Origin of the sequence: Pseudobdellovibrio exovorus JSS, assembly GCF_000348725.1 — a bacterium.
GTDB lineage: Bacteria > Bdellovibrionota > Bdellovibrionia > Bdellovibrionales > Bdellovibrionaceae > Pseudobdellovibrio > Pseudobdellovibrio exovorus.
Map to the genome: position 1 here is coordinate 458331 of NC_020813.1, position 23044 is coordinate 481374.

General features: G+C 43.4%; 18 protein-coding genes. 8 read left to right on the plus strand and 10 right to left on the minus strand.

The genetic code is table 11. From position 1 onward, the window contains the following. Positions 1–9: 9 nt before the first annotated feature. Both ubiE and aroF read right to left on the minus strand, forming a co-directional pair. Entirely contained in the window at positions 10–723 is a 714-nt protein-coding gene (gene ubiE, locus A11Q_RS02395; protein WP_015469191.1) for a bifunctional demethylmenaquinone methyltransferase/2-methoxy-6-polyprenyl-1,4-benzoquinol methylase UbiE, read from the minus strand. Then, complete coding sequence (aroF, locus tag A11Q_RS02400; protein ID WP_015469192.1) at positions 720–1502, minus strand: 3-deoxy-7-phosphoheptulonate synthase; 783 nt, start codon at positions 1500–1502, stop codon at positions 720–722. The genes ubiE and aroF overlap by 4 nt, the downstream gene beginning before the upstream one ends. Positions 1503–1611: 109 nt before the next feature. On the opposite strand from aroF, the gene A11Q_RS02405 reads away from it, so the two are divergent. From A11Q_RS02405 to A11Q_RS02415, 3 genes are read left to right on the plus strand one after another with little or no spacing between them, the layout of a single operon-like run. Next, positions 1612–2724: a chorismate-binding protein gene (locus tag A11Q_RS02405; protein WP_015469193.1), complete on the plus strand. Its 1113-nt coding sequence runs from the start codon at positions 1612–1614 to the stop codon at positions 2722–2724. Beyond that, positions 2721–4274: a 2-succinyl-5-enolpyruvyl-6-hydroxy-3-cyclohexene-1-carboxylic-acid synthase gene (menD, locus tag A11Q_RS02410; RefSeq protein ID WP_015469194.1), complete on the plus strand. Its 1554-nt coding sequence runs from the start codon at positions 2721–2723 to the stop codon at positions 4272–4274. The genes A11Q_RS02405 and menD overlap by 4 nt, the downstream gene beginning before the upstream one ends. After that, a complete protein-coding gene (locus A11Q_RS02415; protein ID WP_015469195.1) occupies positions 4259–5017 on the plus strand; it encodes an alpha/beta fold hydrolase in 759 nt (252 codons plus the stop codon). The genes menD and A11Q_RS02415 overlap by 16 nt, the downstream gene beginning before the upstream one ends. 39 nt (positions 5018–5056) lie before the next feature. On the opposite strand, the gene A11Q_RS02420 is transcribed toward A11Q_RS02415, so the two are convergent. The 3 genes from A11Q_RS02420 to add all read right to left on the minus strand — a co-directional run bounded on the left by A11Q_RS02420 (position 5057) and on the right by add (position 8073). Then, positions 5057–5974, minus strand: coding sequence for a S1 family peptidase (locus A11Q_RS02420; RefSeq protein WP_015469196.1), 918 nt, complete (start codon positions 5972–5974; stop codon positions 5057–5059). Between the two features lie 126 nt (positions 5975–6100). Further along, positions 6101–7069 (minus strand): prolyl aminopeptidase, encoded by a 969-nt coding sequence (gene pip, locus A11Q_RS02425; RefSeq protein ID WP_015469197.1) that lies wholly within the window; start codon positions 7067–7069, stop codon positions 6101–6103. Continuing rightward, complete coding sequence (add, locus tag A11Q_RS02430) at positions 7057–8073, minus strand: adenosine deaminase (protein ID WP_083860470.1); 1017 nt, start codon at positions 8071–8073, stop codon at positions 7057–7059. Before add ends, pip begins: the two co-directional genes overlap by 13 nt. Before the next feature lie 127 nt (positions 8074–8200). Between add and A11Q_RS02435 the strand changes: the two genes are divergently transcribed. After that, positions 8201–10228: a transketolase C-terminal domain-containing protein gene (locus A11Q_RS02435; RefSeq protein ID WP_015469199.1), complete on the plus strand. Its 2028-nt coding sequence runs from the start codon at positions 8201–8203 to the stop codon at positions 10226–10228. Here the strand turns inward: A11Q_RS02435 and A11Q_RS02440 are convergent. Both A11Q_RS02440 and A11Q_RS13320 read right to left on the minus strand, forming a co-directional pair. Continuing rightward, positions 10225–11370, minus strand: a complete 1146-nt coding sequence (locus A11Q_RS02440; protein ID WP_015469200.1) for a hypothetical protein — start codon at positions 11368–11370, stop codon at positions 10225–10227. The genes A11Q_RS02435 and A11Q_RS02440 overlap by 4 nt on opposite strands. A gap of 155 nt (positions 11371–11525) precedes the next feature. Further along, a complete protein-coding gene (locus A11Q_RS13320) occupies positions 11526–12758 on the minus strand; it encodes a tRNA nucleotidyltransferase/poly(A) polymerase-related protein (RefSeq protein WP_015469201.1) in 1233 nt (410 codons plus the stop codon). Between the two features lie 50 nt (positions 12759–12808). Here A11Q_RS13320 and A11Q_RS02450 point away from each other — a divergent pair, with 50 nt between their 5' ends. Both A11Q_RS02450 and A11Q_RS02455 read left to right on the plus strand, forming a co-directional pair. Continuing rightward, a complete protein-coding gene (locus A11Q_RS02450; RefSeq protein ID WP_015469202.1) occupies positions 12809–13630 on the plus strand; it encodes an alpha/beta fold hydrolase in 822 nt (273 codons plus the stop codon). 87 nt (positions 13631–13717) lie between these two features. Beyond that, positions 13718–15379, plus strand: coding sequence for a DEAD/DEAH box helicase (locus A11Q_RS02455; protein WP_015469203.1), 1662 nt, complete (start codon positions 13718–13720; stop codon positions 15377–15379). A 120-nt stretch (positions 15380–15499) separates the two neighbouring features. Here A11Q_RS02455 and A11Q_RS02460 read toward each other — a convergent pair whose 3' ends face one another. Further along, positions 15500–18013, minus strand: coding sequence for a uracil-DNA glycosylase family protein (locus tag A11Q_RS02460; RefSeq protein WP_015469204.1), 2514 nt, complete (start codon positions 18011–18013; stop codon positions 15500–15502). A gap of 340 nt (positions 18014–18353) precedes the next feature. Between A11Q_RS02460 and A11Q_RS02465 the strand changes: the two genes are divergently transcribed. Together A11Q_RS02465 and A11Q_RS02470 are read left to right on the plus strand one after the other, a co-directional pair. Next, entirely contained in the window at positions 18354–19349 is a 996-nt protein-coding gene (locus A11Q_RS02465; protein ID WP_015469205.1) for a hypothetical protein, read from the plus strand. A gap of 7 nt (positions 19350–19356) precedes the next feature. Continuing rightward, positions 19357–21531 carry an amidohydrolase family protein gene (locus A11Q_RS02470; protein WP_015469206.1) on the plus strand — a complete coding sequence of 725 codons (2175 nt, stop codon included), beginning with the start codon at positions 19357–19359 and terminating at the stop codon, positions 21529–21531. 35 nt (positions 21532–21566) lie between these two features. Here the strand turns inward: A11Q_RS02470 and A11Q_RS02475 are convergent, their stop codons facing one another. Together A11Q_RS02475 and A11Q_RS02480 are read right to left on the minus strand one after the other, a co-directional pair. Further along, entirely contained in the window at positions 21567–22190 is a 624-nt protein-coding gene (locus tag A11Q_RS02475) for a hypothetical protein (RefSeq protein ID WP_235044635.1), read from the minus strand. A 322-nt stretch (positions 22191–22512) separates the two neighbouring features. After that, complete coding sequence (locus A11Q_RS02480; RefSeq protein WP_015469208.1) at positions 22513–23043, minus strand: hypothetical protein; 531 nt, start codon at positions 23041–23043, stop codon at positions 22513–22515. Position 23044 lies beyond the last annotated feature (1 nt).

A 23044-nucleotide genomic window follows, 5' to 3' on the forward strand; every position in this document is an offset into this window, starting at 1 on the left:
GCAAATAGATCAGGACGGCTTAACGACCCCGATGTAAATGTAAGCTATACCGAAGCTAACTGGAACGAAACTGTATTCAGAAAACGCCCCTGATTTCTTCATTAAATCTAAAAAATTTTCACGGCAAGGAAAGGCTGCAGAGGACTTCTGCAGATAATCATAGGCCTCTTTTTGGCCTGTGACGATACCCCCAAGGGCTGGCAGTACTTTTTCGGAATAGAGGTTGTACAGATCTTTGATCACCGGAGTGGTCATCTGTCCGAATTCAAGCACCATAACACGTCCTTGAGGGCGGGTTACGCGGGCCATTTCTTGTAGGGCTTTTACTGGATCGCTCACATTGCGAATACCAAATGAAATGCTGGTAATATCAAATTGATTGTCTGGATATTGAAGCTGAGTGACATCTGCTTGTTCAAACTGGATGTCTAATTCTGCCTTTTGAGCTTTAGCCGGAGCACTTTCTAACATATCCACACAGAAATCAGTTCCGATCACTTTTCCTGTTGGACCCACTGTTTTTTTGAAAGCGATAGCCAGATCACCAGTTCCTGTCGCGCAGTCTAAAACACTGTCGCCAGTTTTTGCGCCAGAAAGGCGAACTAGTTTTTTTCTCCAGAGGTGATGGATGCCGACAGATAATACCGAATTGGCCCGATCATAATTCGCAGCAACTTTTGAAAACATCGAGCGAATGATTTCTGGGTTCGGTGATTGACTCATGCCTTATTTAGTCCTCTATCAAAAGCGTTTAATACTTTTTCGAGTTGTTTCATCATTTTGTCAAAGGTTTCGAAGTTAAGTGCCTGATCTGCATCAGATAGAGCTTCTACAGGGTTAGGATGAACCTCAACAATAAGCCCATCGGCGCCAGCCGCCGCAGATGCATAACAAAGTTGCGGCACAAGGTCCGCAATGCCTACAGCGTGGGATGGATCGACAATAACAGGTAAGCCTGTATGTTTTTTTGCATAAACAACGGCATTTAGATCTAATGTGTTGCGTGTCGCCGTTTCAAATGTACGAATTCCGCGTTCACACAGAATAACTTGAGCTTTTGCTCCAGCTAAAACGTAATCAGCGGCTTTTAACCATTCGTCAATAAAAGCTGAAAAGCTGCGCTTTAACAAAACTGGCTTTGGTTGACTGCCCAATTCTTTTAACAGGGCGTAGTTGTGCATATTGCGAGCGCCGACTTGAAAAGCATCGACAAGATGTGACACTTCTTCGATCTGACGAATATCTGTGACTTCAGAGATTAAAGGCAGTCCAACCTGCGCTTTGATTTTTTGAATAAATTCAAAAGAATCACTTCCAAGGCCTTGAAAGGATTTTTGAGACGTACGCATCTTCCAGATGCCGCCTCTAAGAATACTAGCGCCAGAGTCTTTTACTGCATTAGCCGTAGATAAAAACTGGTTTTCAGATTCGATAGAGCAAGGGCCTGCGATCACAGTAAAGCGGGGACCACCTATTTGAATTTCACCGATCTGTACTGTCATACTTCTAATTCCAGCCTACTTTTGAACTCCAGATTAATTCCAGATTTAAATTCCAAAACCCCAGTTTTCGTATCACAATTAAAACTGAAATATGGTAAGAGAAAGTATCATGACCGCTCAGAACTTGAAAGACTTTTTAGCATGCGGTGCCTTCCTGCAAATAGGGCCTGATTTGTTTAAATTACTGGTGGGGCCGTTTACACGGCACACGCTGCTGGATATTAAGTCTTCAAAAGAAGCCTCGTGGCTTTATATGCCGAAATTCTGGGACTTTATGGGCTCAGCTACAATAAATGCACAAAGCGCTCCCATAGAGGATGTCTATCAAGCCCACGCTGCATACATCCTGAGCCGAGAAGAATTTATAGGTTTTCTTTCTTTGTCTAAGGGCGTCTGTCCCGAGATTCAGTGGAAAAATGTCAACGCAGGACAGTTTCAGGCTCAGTTTGATTGGAGCCAACAAATGTTTTCTGAAAATAAACTACAGAAAACTGTTCCGATTATACGCCAACAAGGCGATGTGAACTTTTCTGAAGAAAACCTCTTGTGGTGTATGCAAAAGTTGATTGCGGATCGTATCTTTGGTTGGTCCTACGGCTTTTTCAGCGAGGGACAAGGTTTTGTCGGACATACACCAGAGGTTTTGGTTCAGTGGAACGAAGCGGATTTGCAATTGAAGACAGTGGCTTTAGCTGGAACTTATCCCAAGACACCGAGAGCTTTTGATGAAATCGTCAATGACCAAAAAGTCATACAAGAACATCAAATCGTCATTGATGATATTGAAAGACAGTTGCAAGGGTTAAACTTTCACCCTCAGGTTCTACAGGGGGAAACAGATGTGCTGGAGCTGAAGTACTTGTTGCATTTGATGACGGATTTTGAATTAGAAGTTTCCAAGCGTGATCAAGTCTTTGATGTGATTCGTAGTCTTCATCCGACAGCGGCTATGGGATTGTACCCGCGCTCGGAAGAAGCGTTCACTACATTTAAAAAATTTAGTCTACAACAAGAGCGAGGATACTTTGCTTCGCCTTTTGCCTTAATCGAAGAAGACCAAATTTCATGTGTGGTCAGTATTCGAAATCTGATGTTCACTAAAACGGGTGTTGAGATTTTCTCTGGTTGCGGAGTGACCTCTGAAAGTCATTACCAATCAGAACTGGATGAACTTCAAGGTAAGCGTGATTCAGTGAAGAAAATGTTGGGGTTATTAAATTGACGAATTTTGATCTTTCTTTGCATATTTTTTCTTTTCTGAAGCTGGCCAAAACAGAAACGGTCATCGTGTGTGCGGGGGCTCGTAATGCTCCGATGGTGCTGGCCTTGCAGGGACAAGGGTTTAAGGTCATTAACTTTTTCGAAGAAAGAAGTGCCGCTTTTTTTGCTTTAGGACTGATTAAATCGCAGAAAAAACCCGTGGCGATTATGACTACATCAGGCACTGCTGTTGCGGAGCTATTGCCAGCGGCAGTAGAAGCCACTTATCAGTCTTTACCCCTGATTTTGATCACAGCCGATCGCCCTCGTTTCTATCGTGGTAGTGGCGCCCCGCAGAGTATCGAACAGGTAGGGATATTTTCCCATTACGTTGAATCGACCTATGATCTAGATGTTAAAACACCAGCATTTAACTTTGCTTGGAGTCAGAAAAAACCAATCCACTTAAACGTCTGTTTTGATGAACCACTAATTGATAAAGCTAGTGGTGGCAAAGTGGAAGTGAAATTAGAGCCTTTTACTGAAGATGTAACGGCTGCCGGATCAGAGTCTCCTGGTGATCGCATGAAGCAACCACTATTGTTAATCGGTGAAGTGGATGAGCCTTATCGCGAGCAAGTAAAAAACCTTGTGGCTCGTGTGAAAGCACCTGTTTACGCGGAATCTTTGAGTCATTTAAGAAATGCTGCGGGTATAGAAAGTTATTTGATTACGTCTTCTGAGCAGCTTTTGAAGAAAGTTTTTAGCCAAAAGCTATGTGATTCCGTGATCAGAATCGGTGGGGTTCCGACGACACGCTTTTGGCGTGATCTTGAAAAAGAGTTTAAGCATATTCCTGTAATGAACTACACGCCGTCTTTGTTTTCTGGTTTAGGACGTAGTTCGGCTTTAGCTAATATTCAAAAAATGACAGCGCCAGCAACATTCCCTTTCGTAAATCTGATTCAGATTCGTCAATGGGACATGCAGTTGAATCAGACTAAAGAGGATCTTCTTGTAAAGTATCCGCAAAGTGAACAGGCGATGGTCCACCGGTTGTCGCAGGTAGTAAGACAGAGCCCAGTGTATTTAGGTAACTCGTTGCCGATTCGTCATTGGGATGAATATGCACAAGTTCAATCGACTCAGGTGGCAGCGAATCGTGGAGCCAATGGCATCGATGGCCAAGTTTCAACTTATTTGGGGTGGTCGCAGACGATGACCAAGTCCTTCTGTGTGATCGGTGATCTGACGGCGATGTATGACTTAGCCGCATTGGGGCTATCTCCACACCTAGATCGCGGACAACGCAATATCGTGATTATCAACAACAGCGGTGGCCAAATTTTTAATCGCGTTTTCAAAAGTGATGATTTTATTAATGCGCACAGTGTGCACTTTGATTCATGGGCTAAAATGTGGAACTGGCATTATGAGTTGGTTGCCAACTCTGCAGATATTCGTAAGATTGATCGCCTGACGTCTGCAAAAAACATTATTGAATTAGTTCCAGATGCGTCTCAGACCGCGGCTTTCTGGAATGAGTGGGATCAACAGTGTCGTCAGGTGTAAAGCCTTTCGTCTTTGCTTTGCATGGCTTTTTAGGTCAATCGTCTGATTGGAATCAAATTCAACAAAAGCTAAAGGACTCTGTCGATTTTCACGCACTGGATTTGTTTTCCAAGGATTCGTCTGTGATAACGGATCTGTCGTCGTATACATCAGAACTGGCCGTGCAGATTCAGCAGAGGCAGAGTGAAAGTTTCAGTACCCAAGATATCAAATCAAGAAAGAGAATTTTTGTGGGATACTCTCTTGGAGGCCGATTGGGGCTTCATTTGCTGTTGAATCACTCGGACTTATTTGATGTTTATATTTTCCTTTCGACTAATGTGGGCTTGCCTACAAGTGCCTACGAGGAACGCCAGCAGCGAATTGCGAGTGATCAGCGGTGGGCTCAGCAGATATCCGAGTCGTCATGGGATTTGTTTTTGCAGAAGTGGAATGCGCAAGCGGTCTTTGCAGGCTCTCTGCAAGAGCCGGCACGTCACAAGTCTGACTATGATTTACAGAAACTTCAGCAAAGCCTTGATCTGTGGTCCGTAGGGCGTCAGCAAAGCTTTGCTGAGGTCGTAAAAGAACATCAACACAAAGTTCATTGGATCGTAGGTCATCGCGATACGAAATATCTAAATGCTGCTCAAAACTTGCATGAGCAGGGGTGCCTACAGGAAGTCGTACCAATAGATTCAGGTCATCGCGTGTGGTGCGATAACCCGATAGCTGTGGCGAATTGTATTCGTCAGTCCATTTAGTTACCCAGTCAGATTATTCAGCTAATTTATTCCGATAATTTATTCGGCCAGAGTTGTATCCGGCAGACTGTTTGTCTGTTGGGATTCGGCATAGGCGTTCAGATCTGCGGACTTTTCTTGAATCCAAGGTAGGAAGGCGATGGTATTGGTGTAGATACCTTCACGGATACAGCTTTCATTTGTCGTTCCGCGGCTGTTCAATGCGATCTGGACATAGTTACCTGTGCGAGGCTCGCGATAGAAAGCAGGACCACCAGAGTCACCTGTGCAGGACCCTTTTTCATCTTCTTTTAAGAGCAGTTCAGAGCCGTCGCTAGATTGTCTGAGGATCTCGATGCCGTTGACGTAGCGAAGACGTCCGATGTTGGAGTCGCGAATAGTGCGGTCCTCAATAGTTCTGCCATAGCCAACTTGCATAACACGTTTTTGCCCTGCAACCGTTAACTTTGCAGATGTGGACAATACGGTCGTGCGAGTGCTTTCAGGAGCATCACTTTCTAACAAAAGAAGGGCGATATCCGCTGCGGTAGAGCGAGAGCCGGGTTGCAAGAAGTCACGGTGAACCTCTTTGTAAATCACACGTCGAACAAGATCGCTGTTAATTCCTGCGTCGCGCACTTCGGCTACGTCATGTGTGAATAAAGCGAAAATACGACCTACAGGGGTTGCTCCATCGGCTACACAATGGGCTGCAGTTAAAACAATACGGCGGCTGATCAGTGAGCCTGCACAGATTTCTGTACCACGCGTGGTTTCGATAGAAAGAGCCACGATGCCGAGTTTTTGCTGGAAAGATTTATTAGCTTCAGTTCCACCAATAATATTGGTGGCCATTAAAAGATCATCTACATCCGAAAAATCACGGGACTTCGCACAGCCAAAGGCGGCGATACCAAAAGAAATGGCGCAAATCAGAAGTCGCAGCGTTTTGAATTTTTCTGACTTTTTAAGTTTCATTAAACCAATCTCCTGACCTTATGGTGAGCTTTTTATTAGCTCTGCATAAGGTGATAGAGATTTTTATCATAAAACTCAAAGCAATAGAAAATATGGTAATGATAAGCTGGGCTTATTGTAATTTTTCTAGAACTGTCTAAATTTGTCCGTCATAGCCACTAGACATGAACGAGTGCCAGCTTCCCCAGCGGCATGACCCGAATCAGGGATAATGTGCAGGTCAGCCTCAGGCCATGCGCGGTGTAGGTCCCAAGCACTACGGGCAGGGCAGACCACATCATAGCGTCCCTGTACGATTACAGCCGGTATATGGCGGATTTTTCCCACGTTTTCGATTAGAAAATTATTCGTTTCGAAAAAGGCATTATTAGTAAAGTAATGGCATTCAATACGGGCGAACTGAAGGGCAAAAGTCGGATCGTCAAATTCTTCGACAGCTTTCAGGTCGACGATCAGGCGTGAGGTTGCGGCCTCCCACTTACTCCAGCGTTTAGCGGCCTCTAAGCGAATGGCAGGGTCTTCATGTGTCAGGCGCTTATAATAAGCGCTGACAAAGTCATGACGTTCTTGTTCTGGAATAAACTCGGAATAAGACTCCCAAACATCTGGAAAGATTTCAGAGGCACCAAATTGATAGAACCATTTGATTTCAGAAGGTCTACACAAAAAGATACCACGTAGGATAAGACCTTTTACGCGTTCAGGATGAGTTTCTGCGTAGGCCAAAGCCAACGTTGATCCCCAGCTTCCACCGAAGACAATCCAATCTTGAATCCCAAGATGTTCGCGGATTTTTTCAATGTCTTGCACCAAATCCCATGTGCTATTTTCACGAAGCTCAGCCGCAGGGGTTGATTGACCAGATCCACGTTGATCAAAAAGAACAATGCGATAGTGTTCAGGGTCGAAGAAGCGGCGGTGATCTGAATTGATGCCGCCACCGGGACCGCCGTGAAGAAAGATCACAGGACGGCCTTTGGGGTTTCCGCATTGCTCGACATAAAGGGTGTGAAGATCTGAAACCTTAAGGAACTCAGTTTTGTAAGCTTCAATCTCGGGATAAAAATCTCGTCTGTTATTTTCTAAACTTTCCATACACGTGCCTTTTCTTGTTCCGAGATAAATGAGTGTTTGTATGCCGTTGCATTACACTTTTGAAAATCTTCTAAACTAAAATTTTGATAACGATGAGCCAGATAATAATCGTCAGATAAAGTCGAAGCAAATAGCCCCGGGTCATCTGAATTCAAAGTCACAGGGACTCCGTGATTGAATAAAAGTCTTAAGGGGTGACTTTCGTAAGTTGGGAAGGCTTTCGTTAAATAGTTGCTGTGTGGACAAACTTCAAGTGGGATGTCTTTTTCTTTAAGCAATGTCATCAGTTCAGGGTCATGCACCGCTTGTACGCCATGGCCGATACGCTCTGCACCGAGTATTTCGATAGAGTCTCGTATCCACTGTGTCGCTTGAGGATTTGGTGCTTCCCCTGAGTGTACTGTGACATACAGGCCTGCATTTCTAGCACGGCTGAAAAGATGGGCGAACTTTTTAGGTTCGAAGCCCTCTTCGTTATCGGCCAAATCGAGTCCTAAGAAAGTGTTCTTGTGATCGATGGCAAACTGGGTGACAGCATCCACTTGTTCCAGAGGAAGAATACGTTGCAAGATACAGATTAAGCCCGCCACCATTGGTAACTGAGCTTCGGCTTTTTGCAGTCCACGCACAAAAGCTTGGTGTATCTTGTCGAAGTTTAAATGCGAGTGCCCCGAGGCAATAAATGTAGGGGCATAGCGCAGCTCTAAAATACGAACGCCATCGTTGAAGGCATCTTCGCAAGCTTCATAGGCTAAGCGCTCTAGGATTTCTTCACTGGCTAATACTTTTTGGGCAATAAGAAATTTGTTTAAAACAGCCTCAAGGTTGACCATTGGTTCTGTCACTAAAAAGTGCTCTTGCTGGGCTTTGATATCAGCAGGGAAGTCGAGTTTTAATGTTTTCGCGACTTCCAGTAAAGTGCTCCATCTCATCGAGCAGTCAAGGTGTCGGTGTAAATCAATTTTTGGTAAGAGTCTTATTTGTTGGTGAGTTAAATTTTGCATCAAAAATAAGTTTCGCTCGGTCTGGGAAGGCTCGCAAGTAGAATCTGGTCGGGATGCAGAGTGAGATACGCCAGAGCTAAAGAGCTTTTGCTTGTACCCCCTGTGCTTCTGGCTTAAAAATACAGGTATGACACAGATTAAAGCACTTGATATCAAAGTAAAACTAGCGGGACACGAAAACAAAAAACCACAGTTCGCGAAAGACCTACGTCTGCAAGATGGCAGCGTTGTTGCGGCAGTTGATCCCAAGGCCACGCGTGCATTAGTGGCCTTAATGGATATGTACGCAGTTTTAGGTGGAGCTGCTTGTCACTACGGCGGTCCTGCGGCTTTGGCTGAATTGATGTCAGCATTACATGCCATCGTTTTCCATGAGGCTGAAAAGAAAAATCAACCATGGTTCAATGTGGCTCATATCATCAACGATGCAGGTCACTGTGAAAATGGTCTATATGCTTTGAAGGCTAACTATGGAATCGCCGGCTTAGATTTGAATTCTTTGAAGAAATTCCGTTCGATTGAAAGCGGTTTGACTGGTCATGGTGAAGTTCACTGTTTCCAAGAGGGAGTGTACTTGAGTAACGGCCCATTGGGTTCTGCCTTTCCTCAGTCTCAAGGTTTAGCTTTAGCCGACAAGTTGGCTGGCCGTACAGAGCGCACGACTTTCTGTGTGTTGTCAGATGGAGCGGCGATGGAAGGCGAAGCTAAAGAAGCTTTCGCTGCGATTGCGGGGTTAGCTCAAAAAGGAAAAATGGCTCCGTACGTATTGTTGATCACTGATAATAATACGAAATTGAGTGGCCGTATTGATCAAGACGCATTTTCGATGGCACCAACATTTAACTCGTTGTCAGAATTAGGTTGGAAAGTGATTCGCTTACAAGAGGGCAACGACTTGCAAGCTTGTGCCGCTGCTATTGAAGAGGCCATGGTTTCAGCTCAACAAAATCCACAACAGCCGGTGGCGATCTGGGCAAAAACAATCAAAGGAATTGGCACGAAGAAAACGGCTGATTCTGCAAGTGGTGGACATGGTTTCCCATGTAAATCTCCGACAGAGTTGCCAGAGTTTCTAAAAGAAATTTATGGTGAAGACAGTGTGCCCACGCTTTTCAATCTTTGGATTGAAGAGTTGATGATTATTGAAAAAGAAATCAAAGCTAAAGCGCAGCCGGATACAGGTGAAAAAATCCAAGTGGGTATTTCGAAAGCGATGATTCAAGCTTTTAAAAAAGGTTACCCTGTTATTTCGATCACTTCAGATTTACCTGGCTCTACGGGTGTTGCTGGTTTCCGCAAAGAGTTTCCACAGGCTTCTTTAGATGTGGGTGTGGCAGAAAGTAATATGATTTCAGCGGCAGCGGGTCTTTCTAAAGAAGGTTACATTCCTGTCGTAGATACATTTGCACAGTTTGGTGTGACCAAAGGGGCCTTACCACTGACGATGGCGATGTTATCAGAAGCTCCTATTATTGCGGTGTTTTCTCATACAGGTTTTCAAGATGCTGCTGATGGAGCCTCTCACCAAGCTCTGAGTTATATGTCGATGCTAGCTACTATTCCACATGTGGATTTGTATTCACTATCTTCAAGTGAAGAGGCGGAAGTGTTGATGACAGAGGTTATTGAAAAATTCGCAGCCGATCGCCAAGCGGGCCGTCATGCTCGTTCGTCAATTTTCTTCTTAGGTCGTGAAAATTTCCCGAAGAGTTTCAAAACCGCAGAAAACAACATCCGTTATCAAGCGGGCGTTCCTCAAGTTTTGAAAAATAATCTACAAGATGGCCGTAATGTGGTTTTACTAACAACAGGTTCTTTAGTGGGTGAAGCCCTAAAAGCCAGTGAAATGTTAAGCGACAGACGTATTGGCTCTGTTGTTGTGAATCAAAGCACTTTAAATAAAATTGATTTAGCTACATTAAAACCACTTTTACAGAAATGCGAAGGTCGTTTGGTGACAGTGGAAGATCATCAAGTGCTTTTAGGCCTAGGCGCTTTTGTCACACATCAGTTGGTGCAGTCTGGTGAGTTTGTAAAAGTGAAGTCACTCGGTGTACATGGTGAATTCGGACAAAGCGCTTACAATGCAATCGAACTATATCGCAAGCATGGTGTTGATGCGCAATCTATCGTGCAGGCGGCTGAAGCTCTTTAAGCTGCGAAAAGACTGCGACATGTGCGCACAGGGCCCGGCGACCGCGGTGGTCGGAGCCCGTTGTTGATGAAGTTTTCGAATGTCTGAACTTTCTTATAAAGATTATTTACTGTGCGGTTGTTTTCAAGCCACGTCACAATTCGCTGCGCATTCGCTAGGGCAATAAGACCGATGGCCCCGTGAACCACAAAAGTTATAATCGGAGTATTTCCATAAATCTGTGGCTGAAGAACCATACTGATACTGGCGAGCTGACACAGAATAATTCCACGGACTTCACCAATCCGTTTCATCATCATCTTAGCCACAGGATTGCGTTGAGCTTCGATCGAGCCATAGAGTTCAGACCATGCAAAACCTGTTAGAGTTCCGAGGGCGCCGATCTTGACTGCTGTTGTCCAGAAGTCTCCGGTCATAACAGTGCTGCTGATCGTGCTGAGGTTTAATAGACTCAGACGACTGGCCTGAATCGCTGTGGCTAAGCCCATATTGGCTAAAAACTGAGACGTCAATGTTCCCAGAGGTGATAGACGTGGGCTTGGTAAAAAGCGATCAAAGACTTTGATTAATTGATTTTTTGTGGGGCGCACTGTCCGTGACCATAAATCACGATCTAAACCGAAAGTGGCGGCCATCACTAAGTTCATCATGACCATGCTGGTTTTTTGATGAATATCTAAAGACGACGAGTGTAACCAGATCATGGTATCCACACCGACAGTAATAGTCAGGACTGTTAAACCAATACGATCATGCATCAATGTGGTTCGTGCATTCTGATAGTATTGTTTGAAGCCAGAAGCTACCGTGTCTCCAGCAGCCGCAATTTTTCCAATGGGAATAAAGCGAACTAAGCGTTTATCACCGCGACCTGAAGTGGCTTGGCGGACAGCTTGGATGACTTCATTTTTATCTGTACTGACAAGTAAGTCGGCATTCTTCGTTTGCTGACTGGCGATCAAAGTTTGAATTTTTTCAGGAGTGGTTTCCGGTAGTTCGGCCACACGGATAATGGCCTCTTTACCTTCAGCTAAAGGTGCTTTGATTAAAAGCTGTGAGGTATTGTCCTCTAAGATATCACCGGCAAATGCCTGTGATAGCGATAAGAACAGCAGAATACAGACCAGCTTCCATGAACGCACGTGTACACCTCTAGTAAGTTATTCAGAGCTTGTCTTTGCAGATGCGAGGCCAATCTCAAAAGAAATAGGGAGCTTTAGAAGTGTCTAACTTCGATACAGTGCCTTTTAGGGCAAGACAATAAACAGAGGTATGGTGAGGGCAAAACCAACAAGAACTAACGAGATTCGTTAGAGACCACGAACGCATGTTCTGCTGACATAAACTTTTCGCGCTCATTCAGCCAGAAAAGAATATCAGCCGCACTCAATTGTTGAGTCAATAAACCCAGCTTTAAAGAAAGCAAAAAGCTTTGATGAAAAACTAAAGAGCGCTGCCGACGTTCGCCTTTTTTTAAATAAGCTTCTTTTCTTTGTAGAGGGTAAATGAACTGCATGGCTTGAAAGAAGATGCCCAGTTCCGCTTTGAAAACACCGAATTCTTCCCTTGCGAATTTATCAAAGGTAACATCTTCAAGTAAGTCGGATATTTTAAATCCGACGGGCTGAGTTGTATAAAGGTAAGAGGCTAAAATTGCTGGTATCAATTCGTTTGGATCGGCGAAGTTAATATTGCAATAGTGAAAACGACGAATGTAGCTTAAGAAATTTTCCCGTTGTTCCTCGTCCTGAAAAATTTTATGGAATGAAGGCACAAGCATTTCAAAAACGCCTAGATCGTAAAGCTCCATAAGAGCTAAAGGTGCATTTGAGAGTCTGAAAAACTTAAGCCACTCTTCGCGGCGTCTTGGTAAAACAGTTTTTAAAAGCTCTGTTTTCAAATTGACGATTTCAGCACGTAATTGAGGCTCAATAGTGAAGCCCAATTTCTGAGATAGACGAATGGCGCGCAGAATGCGGACAGGATCTTCCATCAAACGCACTTTTGGGTCGCCGATCATACGCATTGTACGAGTGAAAACGTCCTCTAGCCCATTACAGTAATCTACAATGTTATGATCAATAGGATCATAGAATAAAGCATTCACTGTAAAATCGCGGCGTTTAGAATCCTCTTCGATAGTTCCGAAGAAATTCTCTTCGACTAAGTGGCGATCTTCTTGTTCTGTAGTTTGTAATTCTTCATCTGTGGCGGCTCGTCGGAAAGTGGCGATCTCGTAAATTTGGTCACCGCGTTTTGCGTGCACGAGTTTAAAGCGCCTTCCGATGATGAAGCTGTAAGAAACTTTTTTCTTCACTTCATTGGGACTAGCATTCGTTGCGATATCAAAATCTTTAGGTTTTAAATCGACTAATAGATCACGGACTCCTCCGCCAACTAAATAAGCTTGAAAGTGCAGCTCTTTCAGGCGACGAATGATCTTCACCGCATGAGTATCGATGTAAGGCTGCATCGAGCTGAGTTTTGAGTTGTAGAGCTCCAATAGTGAAGCCGGATCTGTACTAGACATAACTTACTTTTTTAATTGAGCTTCGATTTCAAGTCGAGTACTTAAAGCACATGCACCTCGATAATTTTCATTATTCAGTCCTAGGTACGAATACAGAACAAAGAATCGTCTTTGTTCATGGCTTGATGGCTTTTGCCGCTAACTGGAGAAAAATAGCGGGACGCCTTGAATCTGAATATCAGTGCCTGATCTACGATCAAAGAGGGCATGGTCGATCTTTTAAACCCGAAAGTGGTTATTCTCCGGAAGTTCTTGCTGAAGACTTAGACAAAATCACCACAGAGTTGGGGTGGAATAAGTTCCATCTTGTAGGGCACTCTATGGGGGCACGTGTAGCGATGGTCTTTGCCAATCGTTATCCTGAGCGTTTACAAACCCTGACTTTAGAAGATATGGGGCCTGATATTCAGCCTGAGTCTTACAAGTACTATGAAAATATGCTGAATAGAGTGCCAACTCCGTTTGCTTCAAAAGAGGACCTGAAGTCCTTTTTTGATCATGAATTCCTTAAAGTATTTACTCCTAAAGAGGACCCGAAAGTTTTAGCGGGCTTTCTACAGGCAAATATCGAAGAGAAGCCAAATGGTCAGTATGACTGGAGATTTTCTAAGCAAGCTATCGTAGATATCGTAAAAGAAGGCCACGTTAAAGACCGCTGGCTTGAGGTGAGTTCTTTCAAGATGCCAGTCCTTTTGGTGCGCGGAGAAAAATCGCATATTTTCACTCGCGAAGTGTTTGATAAAATGCTTCAAATCAATCCTATGATTACAGGTGTGGAAGTGCCAGATACGGGGCATTGGGTGCATTATGAAAAATTTGCGGAATTTACCGATGCTTTACGGGATTTTTTAGAGAGTCATAAACAGGGGTAAGCAGCTAACTACGCTGCGCGCCATGTGGGATGCAAAGGGCTTCCGAGCGTGACACTGTGAGCGCTATCTAATATCACAACAAGAGACATGAAATACTCAGAACTTAATCTAGATCCTCGCTTAAATACAGCCATTGAAAAACTGAATTACGTTGAAGCAACAGCAATTCAAGAACAGACAATACCTCATATTTTATCCGGCAAAGATGTTGCGGGATTAGCGCAAACAGGTACGGGTAAAACAGCGGCTTTTTTAATTCCTTTAATTGAGCGCATTTTGCGCACACAAAATGAGCCGACACATGAGCGTGCTTTTAAAGACTGGCATGCACGCAGTTTCATTTTGATTTTGGTTCCTACACGCGAACTAGCTGAACAGATCAATGATAATGTGATCAAATTGACTGATGGTTGTGGGCTAAAAAGCTTTCCGCTTTATGGTGGAACTGGCTACGACAAACAAAAAGAGGCCTTGCAGTCAGGTTTGAGCTTCGTGGTTTCGACTCCGGGTCGTTTAATTGATCTGTATAAAGAAAACCATGTGGACTTAAAACAGGTGAAAGCCGTTGTTTTTGATGAAGCTGATCGTATGTTCGATATGGGCTTCAAAGATGACATGAAATATATTTTGTCTCGTATTCCACGTGAGCGCCAATTCCTCGTTTTCAGCGCGACTTTAAATTTTGACGTTTTAAACACGGCTTATCAGTTTGGTGCAGAGCCTGTTGAAATCAATATCAGTCGTGATCAAGCTAAAGCTGAAAATGTTAAAGACTACATCATGCACATTGGGCATGAAGAAAAACCTCAAAACCTGTTGTCGATTTTGAAAAAAGAAAATCCGAAACAGGCGATGATCTTCACCAACTTCAAACACAATGTGGATCGTATCTCGGCTTTCTTGATGGACAATCAAATTCCAGCAATGGGAATTTCAAGCTTGATGAGCCAAGGCCAGCGCAACAATGTTATTGAAAAATTTAAAGCTGAGAATGATCAGAATATCTTGGTCGCAACAGACGTTGCGGCCCGTGGATTAGACATCAACGGGGTGGATCTTGTTGTGAACTTCGAAATGCCACAGGACGCGGAGTCTTACGTACATCGCATTGGCCGCACAGGCCGTGCAGGTCGTGAAGGTAAGGCGTACTCGTTGATTTGTGATCGCGACATTGATTCATTGTCTCGGGTTGAAGAGTACACAAAAAAGAAAATTGAAACTGTTTTCTTAGAAGACGAAGAGTTAATTAAAGAATTTACTCCATTCCGCAGAGAAGAAGCCTCTTTACGTAACCGCTTTGATCGTGCCCAAAAGGGTGGTCGGGGTGGTCCTCGTCAAGAACGAGATGCTCGTGGTGGCGATCGCCAAGATCGTCGTCCAAAAGGTGGTAAGCGCTTTGAAGGTCCTCGTCAGGATGCTCCTGCTGGAGCTTCGGCTGCACGTGGCCCTGTAGAAGGGGCTCCGCGCGGACATCGTCATAATAATAAAGGCCGCGATCAAAAAGATTTCAGAGGTCGTCAGCATAAAGATCAAGGTGGACCAGCAGCACCTCAACATCAAAATCGTCCACCGAAACCGGCACATGCGACTTCACCAGCCGCTTCTGGAAATACAGCGGCTCAAAATCGTATTAAGTTGCCAAACAAGGGACGCAACTTCCGCAATAATGCACCATCAAAGCGTCAACCAGTGGCACAGACCAGCTTTTCACAAAAAGTAAAATCGTTCTTTCAGAAAATTTTCGGCTAGGAAATTGTCGTAAAAGGCGCAAGACGAGTGGCGTGAAAATAAAAGAAAATAAAAAAGGAGGCTTTCGGCCTCCTTTTTTATTGGTTGTTGTTGTGAATTGCTCTTAAGCTGTGAAAGCTTTTAAGAGGCGTGTGCACAAAGCTCTGTGCACGGGATCTCAAGGCGTGTGTCATTGTTACCACGTCTTCTTAAGAACTCATTGAATTTTTCGTCTTCACGAGGCAGACGATTTTGTTCAAGGGTACTTTTCAGAGTATTAATTCCCATTCTTTCATCGCGGCTTTGGACTACATTTTTTTGATTGTAAGCCCATGATGGAACGATAATGGCAAACGCTGAACCTTTGTTATCTAAATCAGTTGAATCTAGAACGCGTGTTCCACTTGTGCCTTCCCATACGCGCGAGAAGAAACCAAGGTGTGATCTTGGAATATTCGCCATCTGTAAGCTAGCTGTGAAGTTGTTGAACTTTCTAAGCTGATTGATTTGAGCAGCGGCCTCGCGCATGCCAGAGTTATTATCGGTACCATTGCGGTTGATGGATACTAAAGATACTCCTGAGTTAGCTCCCAAGATACGATTAGCTTCTTGAGACGCATACTTACCATCAGCCAAAACTAGAACTACTTTTCCATCACGTAGAACTTCGGCGAAAATTTTATCGCGATACTGACGTGTTTGAGAAATAACAGTATTCCATTCTGTATCTGTGGCACCATCCATTCCAAAAGGAACAGTTTTAATAACAAGATATTGATCGCCAACTCCCATGTCTTGCATCAGACCATGTAAGTACTGACCACGTGTTCCTGTTAAAGCACGAGATGTTAAGATGTCATCTACTCCGTCTGGATCAGCAAGGATAACTACTTTTGGATTGCTGAACGTTCCACGATAGTGACCGAAATCACCTACACAGAAAGGGTGAGTTTTGATGTTGAACTCACTGATTTTTTCAGGAGTACGGCAAGCGGGACTAGCGCTTTTGCCATTTTTCATTTTACCAATTTCTGCGATGTTTAAGTTTTCTTTCATGATACGAGCCATTTTATCGCCCGGTCCTAAATCGAAAACATAACGAGTTTCTGCAGTACGAGGTCTTGCTGAAAACATTTCGTCAGCTGATATTCCAGACGCTGGAGTAGCGCGTGTAGCGGCTTGGATACGAGCTCTGTCGAATGTCGCTTTGTCACGAGTTCCGATGATGACCACATTTGGGTTTCCAGTCATACGAGATGCTGAAGAGACAGAAACCATGCGGTTATTCGGAGTTCCGAAGTCATAGTAAGCTGGTCCGATATCAGCACGGCGGTAGCGGTAAGCTTCACCGGCACTGAATTTATTTGTTTGGCCTTGATCCGGTTGGATTTCCCAGCCATTGCGAACATAAGGTTTTAAAAGAGCTAACGATCTTTCAACTTTAGCTTCTGCCGCCGTTGTACTTCCACTACTCAGTGCTGTTGGATGTGGGAATTCAGCTACTAAGATATCCTGACCAACACTTGATCCATCCGATAAGCGAAGACCTTTTAAAGAGATAGTCTTTTTATCATTCACATAGATTTTAGTTAGATCATATCCACCGATTTGAGCAGGGTGAAGGATACCACTGCCTTGTAATCCACCATTGCTAATCGCTAATTGTGGGTAAACACGATCAATTTGTTCTGCTAACGCTTTTTTAGCTTCTTGTAATTTAGTCTCAGCATTGGCTAAGCGGGTTGCATCACGGCTACCTAAGTCTGAATAAGGAACGTTATGACCGATAGAGCGGAAGATATCTTGTTCGTTACGATCTACGGCTACTGGTAACTCGCGGTTACCACCAGCAGAAACAGATCTTACTAGTGGAACCTTAACTTTTCTTTCTGCTAAAGATTCGACTGTGTATTTAGCTCCAACTTGGCCGCCGCGGCTTTCAATAAAGGTTCCGATTGAGTCTTGAGCTGACCCACCAAAAAGAACAATCAACTTCAAAGAGTCTTTGTTATTACGGATAATCCAATCAATTAAGCTATTGCGCCATTTAACCATTGGGCTGTTCTGGTCTTGGGCCATAAGCCAAACACCATTGTCGACAACAGATTCATAGGAAACTTTTTTAGTTCCATTTACTTCTGTGATAACAGGTGCTCCGTATCCTGAGTACTGTCCACGAATAGTAAAGGCAAAGGTATTGATGAATGCCGCGCTATTTTCAACTCCGAAGTGAGCCGCCATATCTTGGGCGCGACCACCGAAGCCCGCTGTGGCTGTACGACCAGCAGCTTCTGCGATATGAGTTCCATCTTGGCCGATGAAAAGAATTTTAATGCTGTTAGGCTCTTGTAACATTCTCCAGAGCGTTGGACCGAATGCTGGTCTGAATTTTTGGTCTCCAGTTAGCTCTTTAGAAATCCCTGGCATATAAGGTTGTGCAGCAACGATATCAATGAGTTCTTTTCCCATTGGAGTTTGAGGAATAGGTCCTGGGTCATAGGCCCAAGGAGTTGTGGGATCTGGTGCAACACTTGAAATGAAGCGTGATCCACTGTGATTACTTGCTGAATCAGAGTGGCTACATCCTTGCCACACTAATGTCGCTGCTAGCATCATGCAAAATTTGCCAGTGCCTATTAACGATAGTTTTCTCATCAAAGTCTCCTTAACTTAATTCCTTGCTTAATGCCTTTATCCGCCAGTTTCTTGTTTGGGATAAAATCAGATTATGTAGAAAAAAAACTGTTTACAAGGCTGGCCCGACCTTAATTGTGCATTCATTTTTGCAGACACAAACTTAGAGACAAATTTTGACATTTGTTCAATTGAAATCCTGACAAAAACCTGACACAGCTAAGATCTTGTAAAGGTCCAGCCCGACCTAAGTCATTCGTGTTTTTGTCCAGTTTTTTTAGAAGAGACCCCCATATTATAGAGATAGCGTCTAATATAAATATTAAGAATAAAATCTGAAATTATTTTTTGGAGTGAGATTGTGAAAATAAATATAATTTATTTGATGATGGCTTTTACTTTTGCTGGCTGTGCAAGCCATGAAGTGAGTCATAAAGTAAATCCTGAAACATCTCTTCCACAACCTCCTGCTGAGTTAGCTGGAAACAATCGTGGCGACAGTCGTCTGTTTGAACGAGATTCTCGTACAGATTCACGTACAGTGGCTTCGCAGCAAGAGTATTTACAAAGCTCCTATAACAGTTATTATTCGGGACAAAATTTCTATCAACGTATCGGTAAGTTAGAAAATCTAGTGGCACAATTGCATAGCCTGATGCCAGAAAAGGGGCATGCAAAAAAAAGACTTTTGGCAAAGCACTTGATGGACATTCGCCAGCAGAAAAAATATTTAGAAAGTCTATCCTCAACGAGTTCAGAAAGCTCTGTGGGTTGGTTGCCGGCTGCTCGCTCTGGACAGGGAAACTCACAGCATCGAGAACAGTATAGTGAAAAGTTACAGGCTTTAGGAAAAATCGTTGCCTCTTATAAGGTGATGAATCAAATGGGTATCTATTTGTCTCAGGTGGGACTCTTCGATGGCGACACCCGTAATGAGGATTTCTATTTGAGCTTATTAAACAAGTCTATTGGTGATATTGAAGGTCAATTGAGTCAGTTGCCTACCGCATATCGTGTTGAAACTAAAGAAGCGGCTGAAAACACAGCACGTCTTGAGTATTCACATCATTTAGCCAACGGGGTACGCTTCAATCTGCCAAGAGCGCTGCAATCCAACCCGCAAGCTCAGTCTAGAAAGTTGGATGGATTTTTTAAACGAGTCGCGCACGCTGAGAGTTTATCCCGCATCAAGAGTTTATTAAGAAGTGAAGATGGGCGGTTGGCTCAGCAGACATTGAAAAGCCTACATGTTACGAACTCAGGCGATATTCAAGGTTTTGAGGACGAGGTGGATCTAACCTTGTCGACAAAGTTTGGTCTGGAAATGATTCAACAACTGGTTGCTTCTGCAAGATAGGGAAAAGATGAAAAATTTTGTAGCGTTGATAATTCTTTTAAGCGTTGGATTTGCAGAGGCTAAGCCACAAACAGCAAAAGTAAAAAATAGCAAAAGAAAGCCAGCTCAAGAGCAAGCTGTTGCTCCAGATACATTGGTTCTGATTGGTCAGATAGCCGGACGATACTTTGCGGATGCGGACAGTCATAGTTATGTTTTAGGCTACATTGAAATGAAGGATCGTGTGATCCAAAAGATGGCCAAGATACAAGAGTCTGAAATTGAAAATTATATTCAGCAAAACCCTTCTAAGCAGATTTTAAAATTAAAACGTGCTGGCAGCGTACAGTACGATGTGATTTATCCGGGACTTATTAATCTACACAATCATACAAAACAGAATAATCTTCCGGTGTGGGAAGATGCTCAAGGACAGTTTGCTAATCGATTTGAGTGGCGTGAATGGCCTAATTACAAACATGCGGTCAGTGGAAACATGAACCCATGGGTGACCTACGCCAGAGCCATTGAATGCGCCACTTACAGATGGTCAGAGTTGAGCGCTCTGGTATTAGGGACAACGTACTTACAGGGACCAAGTTCTTGTGTTGAAAATTTCGGTGTTCAACGAGTCGAAGATGCATCGGCCTATGTTTCCGCTAAGGCTGCAGTGCAGGCGCCTACGGATTTAGTTATTCCACAGGACATGGAATTCGTATGGGCCGAATTAGGTCCTGTCATTCGCAGTGGTAAGACTTATGAATATGCTTTAGCTGAAGCTATAAAAAAATACTGTCCGACCATTCCAGTGACCGAACAAAATATCAATAGCAGTGAAATGTTGAAAACCTTAAAGGATCAAAAACAATTGGCAGAACTCTGTGTAAAAGAGGGGCTGCCAAATCGCTTTATTCGCTATGTTTATTGGGTTCATCCTACCATTGCAGGTCGGAAAAATTATTTCAACAGCACGTCTAAAAAACCAGCGGCTCTTATTGCTCACTTAGCCGAAGGGCGCCGTGACGATGAATACAATAAAAAAGAGTATGAAATTCTGAAGCTACTAGGTTTAGATTTACCTTTTGTGAATTTGGTCCACGGCGTGGGGATTCCTTCTGAAACTTATCCAGAATTGGCTTCTAAAAATATCGGTCTGATATGGTCGCCATTTTCAAATTTAATTTTATACAGTCAGACATTAGACATCGCTGCAGCTTACAAAGCTGGAGTTAATTTAGCATTGGGATCAGATTGGGTGCCAACGGGAACCAAGAGTGTTTTAGAAGAAGTGAAAATTGCACGTAACTACATCTTAAAAGATGTGGATAAAGAAAACTTAGTCAGCACGTTTACAGGTGGGACTGGTAAAGTTGAAAAGATTGATGAAGAACTCTATAAAATGATGACCGAGAATCCGGCCAAGATGATCAATCACTATGAAATCAAGACAGGCCCTGTAACGAAAACGAATCCATCGGGATATGCAGAAGCGGCTGTCGGTCGGTTGGCAGAAGGAGCGATGGGAAGTGTGATCGTTGTGAGTCACCAGAATGCCAATCCCTACACGAATCTTGTTGTGCATGCGACAGAGAAAGACATCAACCTTGTTGTGATTGATGGTAAACCTTCCTACGGAAATAGATCTTATTTGGATGCTTTAGGTTATCAAGGTCGTTACGAGCCACTTCCTGTGGACTCTGCAGATCACTCAACTGTAGCCTTGAAACATGAAATTGCGCAGCCAGCAGAACCAGATCCAGAGAATCGCTTACAGTTTTTAGCGGCATTGATTAGAAGCTTTAGTGGGACTGAGTTTAAACCGCAGGATAAGTGTGGTTTCTCAGAAGAAAAAGTCCTTGTGACATCGAATTCAGTTGAAGCCAATGCCGACATGAGATCATTTCGCGAGGCTACAGGCATGGACTTGGATAAAGCACATGATTTAACTCGTGTCTTAGCGATCAACATTATGACTCAAAGTCGTAATAAGTTAGATCCCAAAGAAGGTAAACCTGAATATGCTTTAAAATACTTCCCAGCATTGTATTCGTGTAACGATTCCAATCACATGAGACGTATCACGAATTTTATCAAGCTAGAGGGCTCTGATGATTTCGAGGCGAATCGTAAGTACAGATCGCAAGTGATTGAGCGTGATAAGTTGGGACGTATCCCTCAACAACTCGCGGATAAATATAAGTGACCCCTCAGTCTGTTGAAAAACCCAGAAAAGGGTCATCACTTCAAACTTAAGTTATGATGTAGAACCATCAAAGCAAGATGGTAATCAAGTCTCTCCATCTTTTTAGTCGTATTCCACGTTTTTCGGATTAACCTACTTACTCGATATCGAATCATTGCAAATGTATGGTTTATACTAAAGAGTGGATCAAATCCCCCCACCTTAAGTTCGCCTTGACCGATCTCTCGCGCCTGTCTACCTTTATAGCGTAAATGGATACTTTCAGGAAAAAACTTACTTACATCAGCAATATAATGTGGATTCATATCTGATTTAATTAATGCTCCCTTGGCTATATTTTTCTGGATGCGTTCAAATAACTTTTTTCTTGCAGAAGCTCTCTTGTCTTCACGCGGGCCATATTTTTTCATTGAAACTTGCGATAAAAGCCCTTTTGCTGGCATTTGAGCTATTTCATATCCCACAATCCATCTTGAATGACGCTCAACAGCCACCGTTACAGAAAGAGGCTTACACTTAGTGTGTTCAAAGGTTTCAAGTTCATCGAACTGTAAATCCGTTATTAATGATTTTTGTCTATTCAAAACCTCTAGTTTGATTTTAGCCCTGTCCGCCATAAAAAGAAATTTTCGAACGACAGTCTTTCGATTAATTTTCATAAGCCGCGCACATTCTCTTAAAGATGTTCCAGAAACCAGTTGTCTTACGACCTTATGATTAATATGACGTTTCTTCTGGCGATAACAGCGAGATAAGGTGGCAACAGAAAAGTGCAACTTGCAAAGCTTACAGTAGAAGCGCTGCACTTTTTTACGATCAGATGTTCTGTAGAAAGATCCGAACTTTCGGATGGCTTTGGCTGATTGATTCGTATTACGGATAGAAGCTTTACATTTTGGGCATTTGATTGTCATAAAGACAAGATAGTGCAGAAAATGGGCGCAGTTTGTTTTTAGTAGAGCTACAGAATAAGGGGGCAGTTTAGCGCCACGTGAAGGTACCCAAAATCCGATTGCACGTATTCAGCGTCTGATCGAATCTCTGTTGGGTGTCAGCACATGTCGCAATAATTAACTTGTCATCTTTATGAAAGAAAACCTGTCTTGAACGGGAGCTATTATTTTTTTGTCGTAAATCGACAATAACTGATGGTGTGGCACTTTTATTATGAGACTGTAACCCCATCACTTCGAAACCATATTGGTTATAGTCACGCAAATGCTGACGAACATAGGTTTCGAGTTTAGTTTTCGCAGTTACTGTTTCTAGGCGAAAAGATAAAAGTGTTTGATCATTGTTTCCAATTTCAAGGACCGGAGTTGTGCTTTCCGTTGAGCGGGTGTAATTCCAGTTTTCAGGGATGGAATCCAGTGAAAAACCCAACTGAGTGAACGCCATACTGTTCGAGGCTTTATTTATAATAGAAGACCCTGTTAAAGGATGAGGAGCGGCCAAGGCCATCTGCGACATCAAAAAGAACGGGGTTAATAAAGTAGAGAATAGGGCTTTCATC

Bases quoted from the DNA above. Each gene is read 5' to 3' on its own strand.
- aroF (WP_015469192.1), bottom strand. From the start codon at position 1,502: ATGACAGTACAGATCGGTGAAATTCAAATAGGTGGTCCCCGCTTTACT.
- A11Q_RS02420 (WP_015469196.1), bottom strand. From the start codon at position 5,974: ATGAAACTTAAAAAGTCAGAAAAATTCAAAACGCTGCGACTTCTGATT.
- A11Q_RS02480 (WP_015469208.1), bottom strand. From the start codon at position 23,043: ATGAAAGCCCTATTCTCTACTTTATTAACCCCGTTCTTTTTGATGTCG.
- A11Q_RS02475 (WP_235044635.1), bottom strand. From the start codon at position 22,190: ATGAAAATTAATCGAAAGACTGTCGTTCGAAAATTTCTTTTTATGGCG.
- A11Q_RS02460 (WP_015469204.1), bottom strand. From the start codon at position 18,013: ATGAGAAAACTATCGTTAATAGGCACTGGCAAATTTTGCATGATGCTA.
- add (WP_083860470.1), bottom strand. From the start codon at position 8,073: ATGCAAAATTTAACTCACCAACAAATAAGACTCTTACCAAAAATTGAT.
- A11Q_RS02405 (WP_015469193.1), top strand. From the start codon at position 1,612: ATGACCGCTCAGAACTTGAAAGACTTTTTAGCATGCGGTGCCTTCCTG.
- A11Q_RS02455 (WP_015469203.1), top strand. From the start codon at position 13,718: ATGAAATACTCAGAACTTAATCTAGATCCTCGCTTAAATACAGCCATT.
- A11Q_RS02435 (WP_015469199.1), top strand. From the start codon at position 8,201: ATGACACAGATTAAAGCACTTGATATCAAAGTAAAACTAGCGGGACAC.
- A11Q_RS13320 (WP_015469201.1), bottom strand. From the start codon at position 12,758: ATGTCTAGTACAGATCCGGCTTCACTATTGGAGCTCTACAACTCAAAA.
- A11Q_RS02450 (WP_015469202.1), top strand. From the start codon at position 12,809: ATGCACCTCGATAATTTTCATTATTCAGTCCTAGGTACGAATACAGAA.
- A11Q_RS02470 (WP_015469206.1), top strand. From the start codon at position 19,357: ATGAAAAATTTTGTAGCGTTGATAATTCTTTTAAGCGTTGGATTTGCA.
- ubiE (WP_015469191.1), bottom strand. From the start codon at position 723: ATGAGTCAATCACCGAACCCAGAAATCATTCGCTCGATGTTTTCAAAA.
- pip (WP_015469197.1), bottom strand. From the start codon at position 7,069: ATGGAAAGTTTAGAAAATAACAGACGAGATTTTTATCCCGAGATTGAA.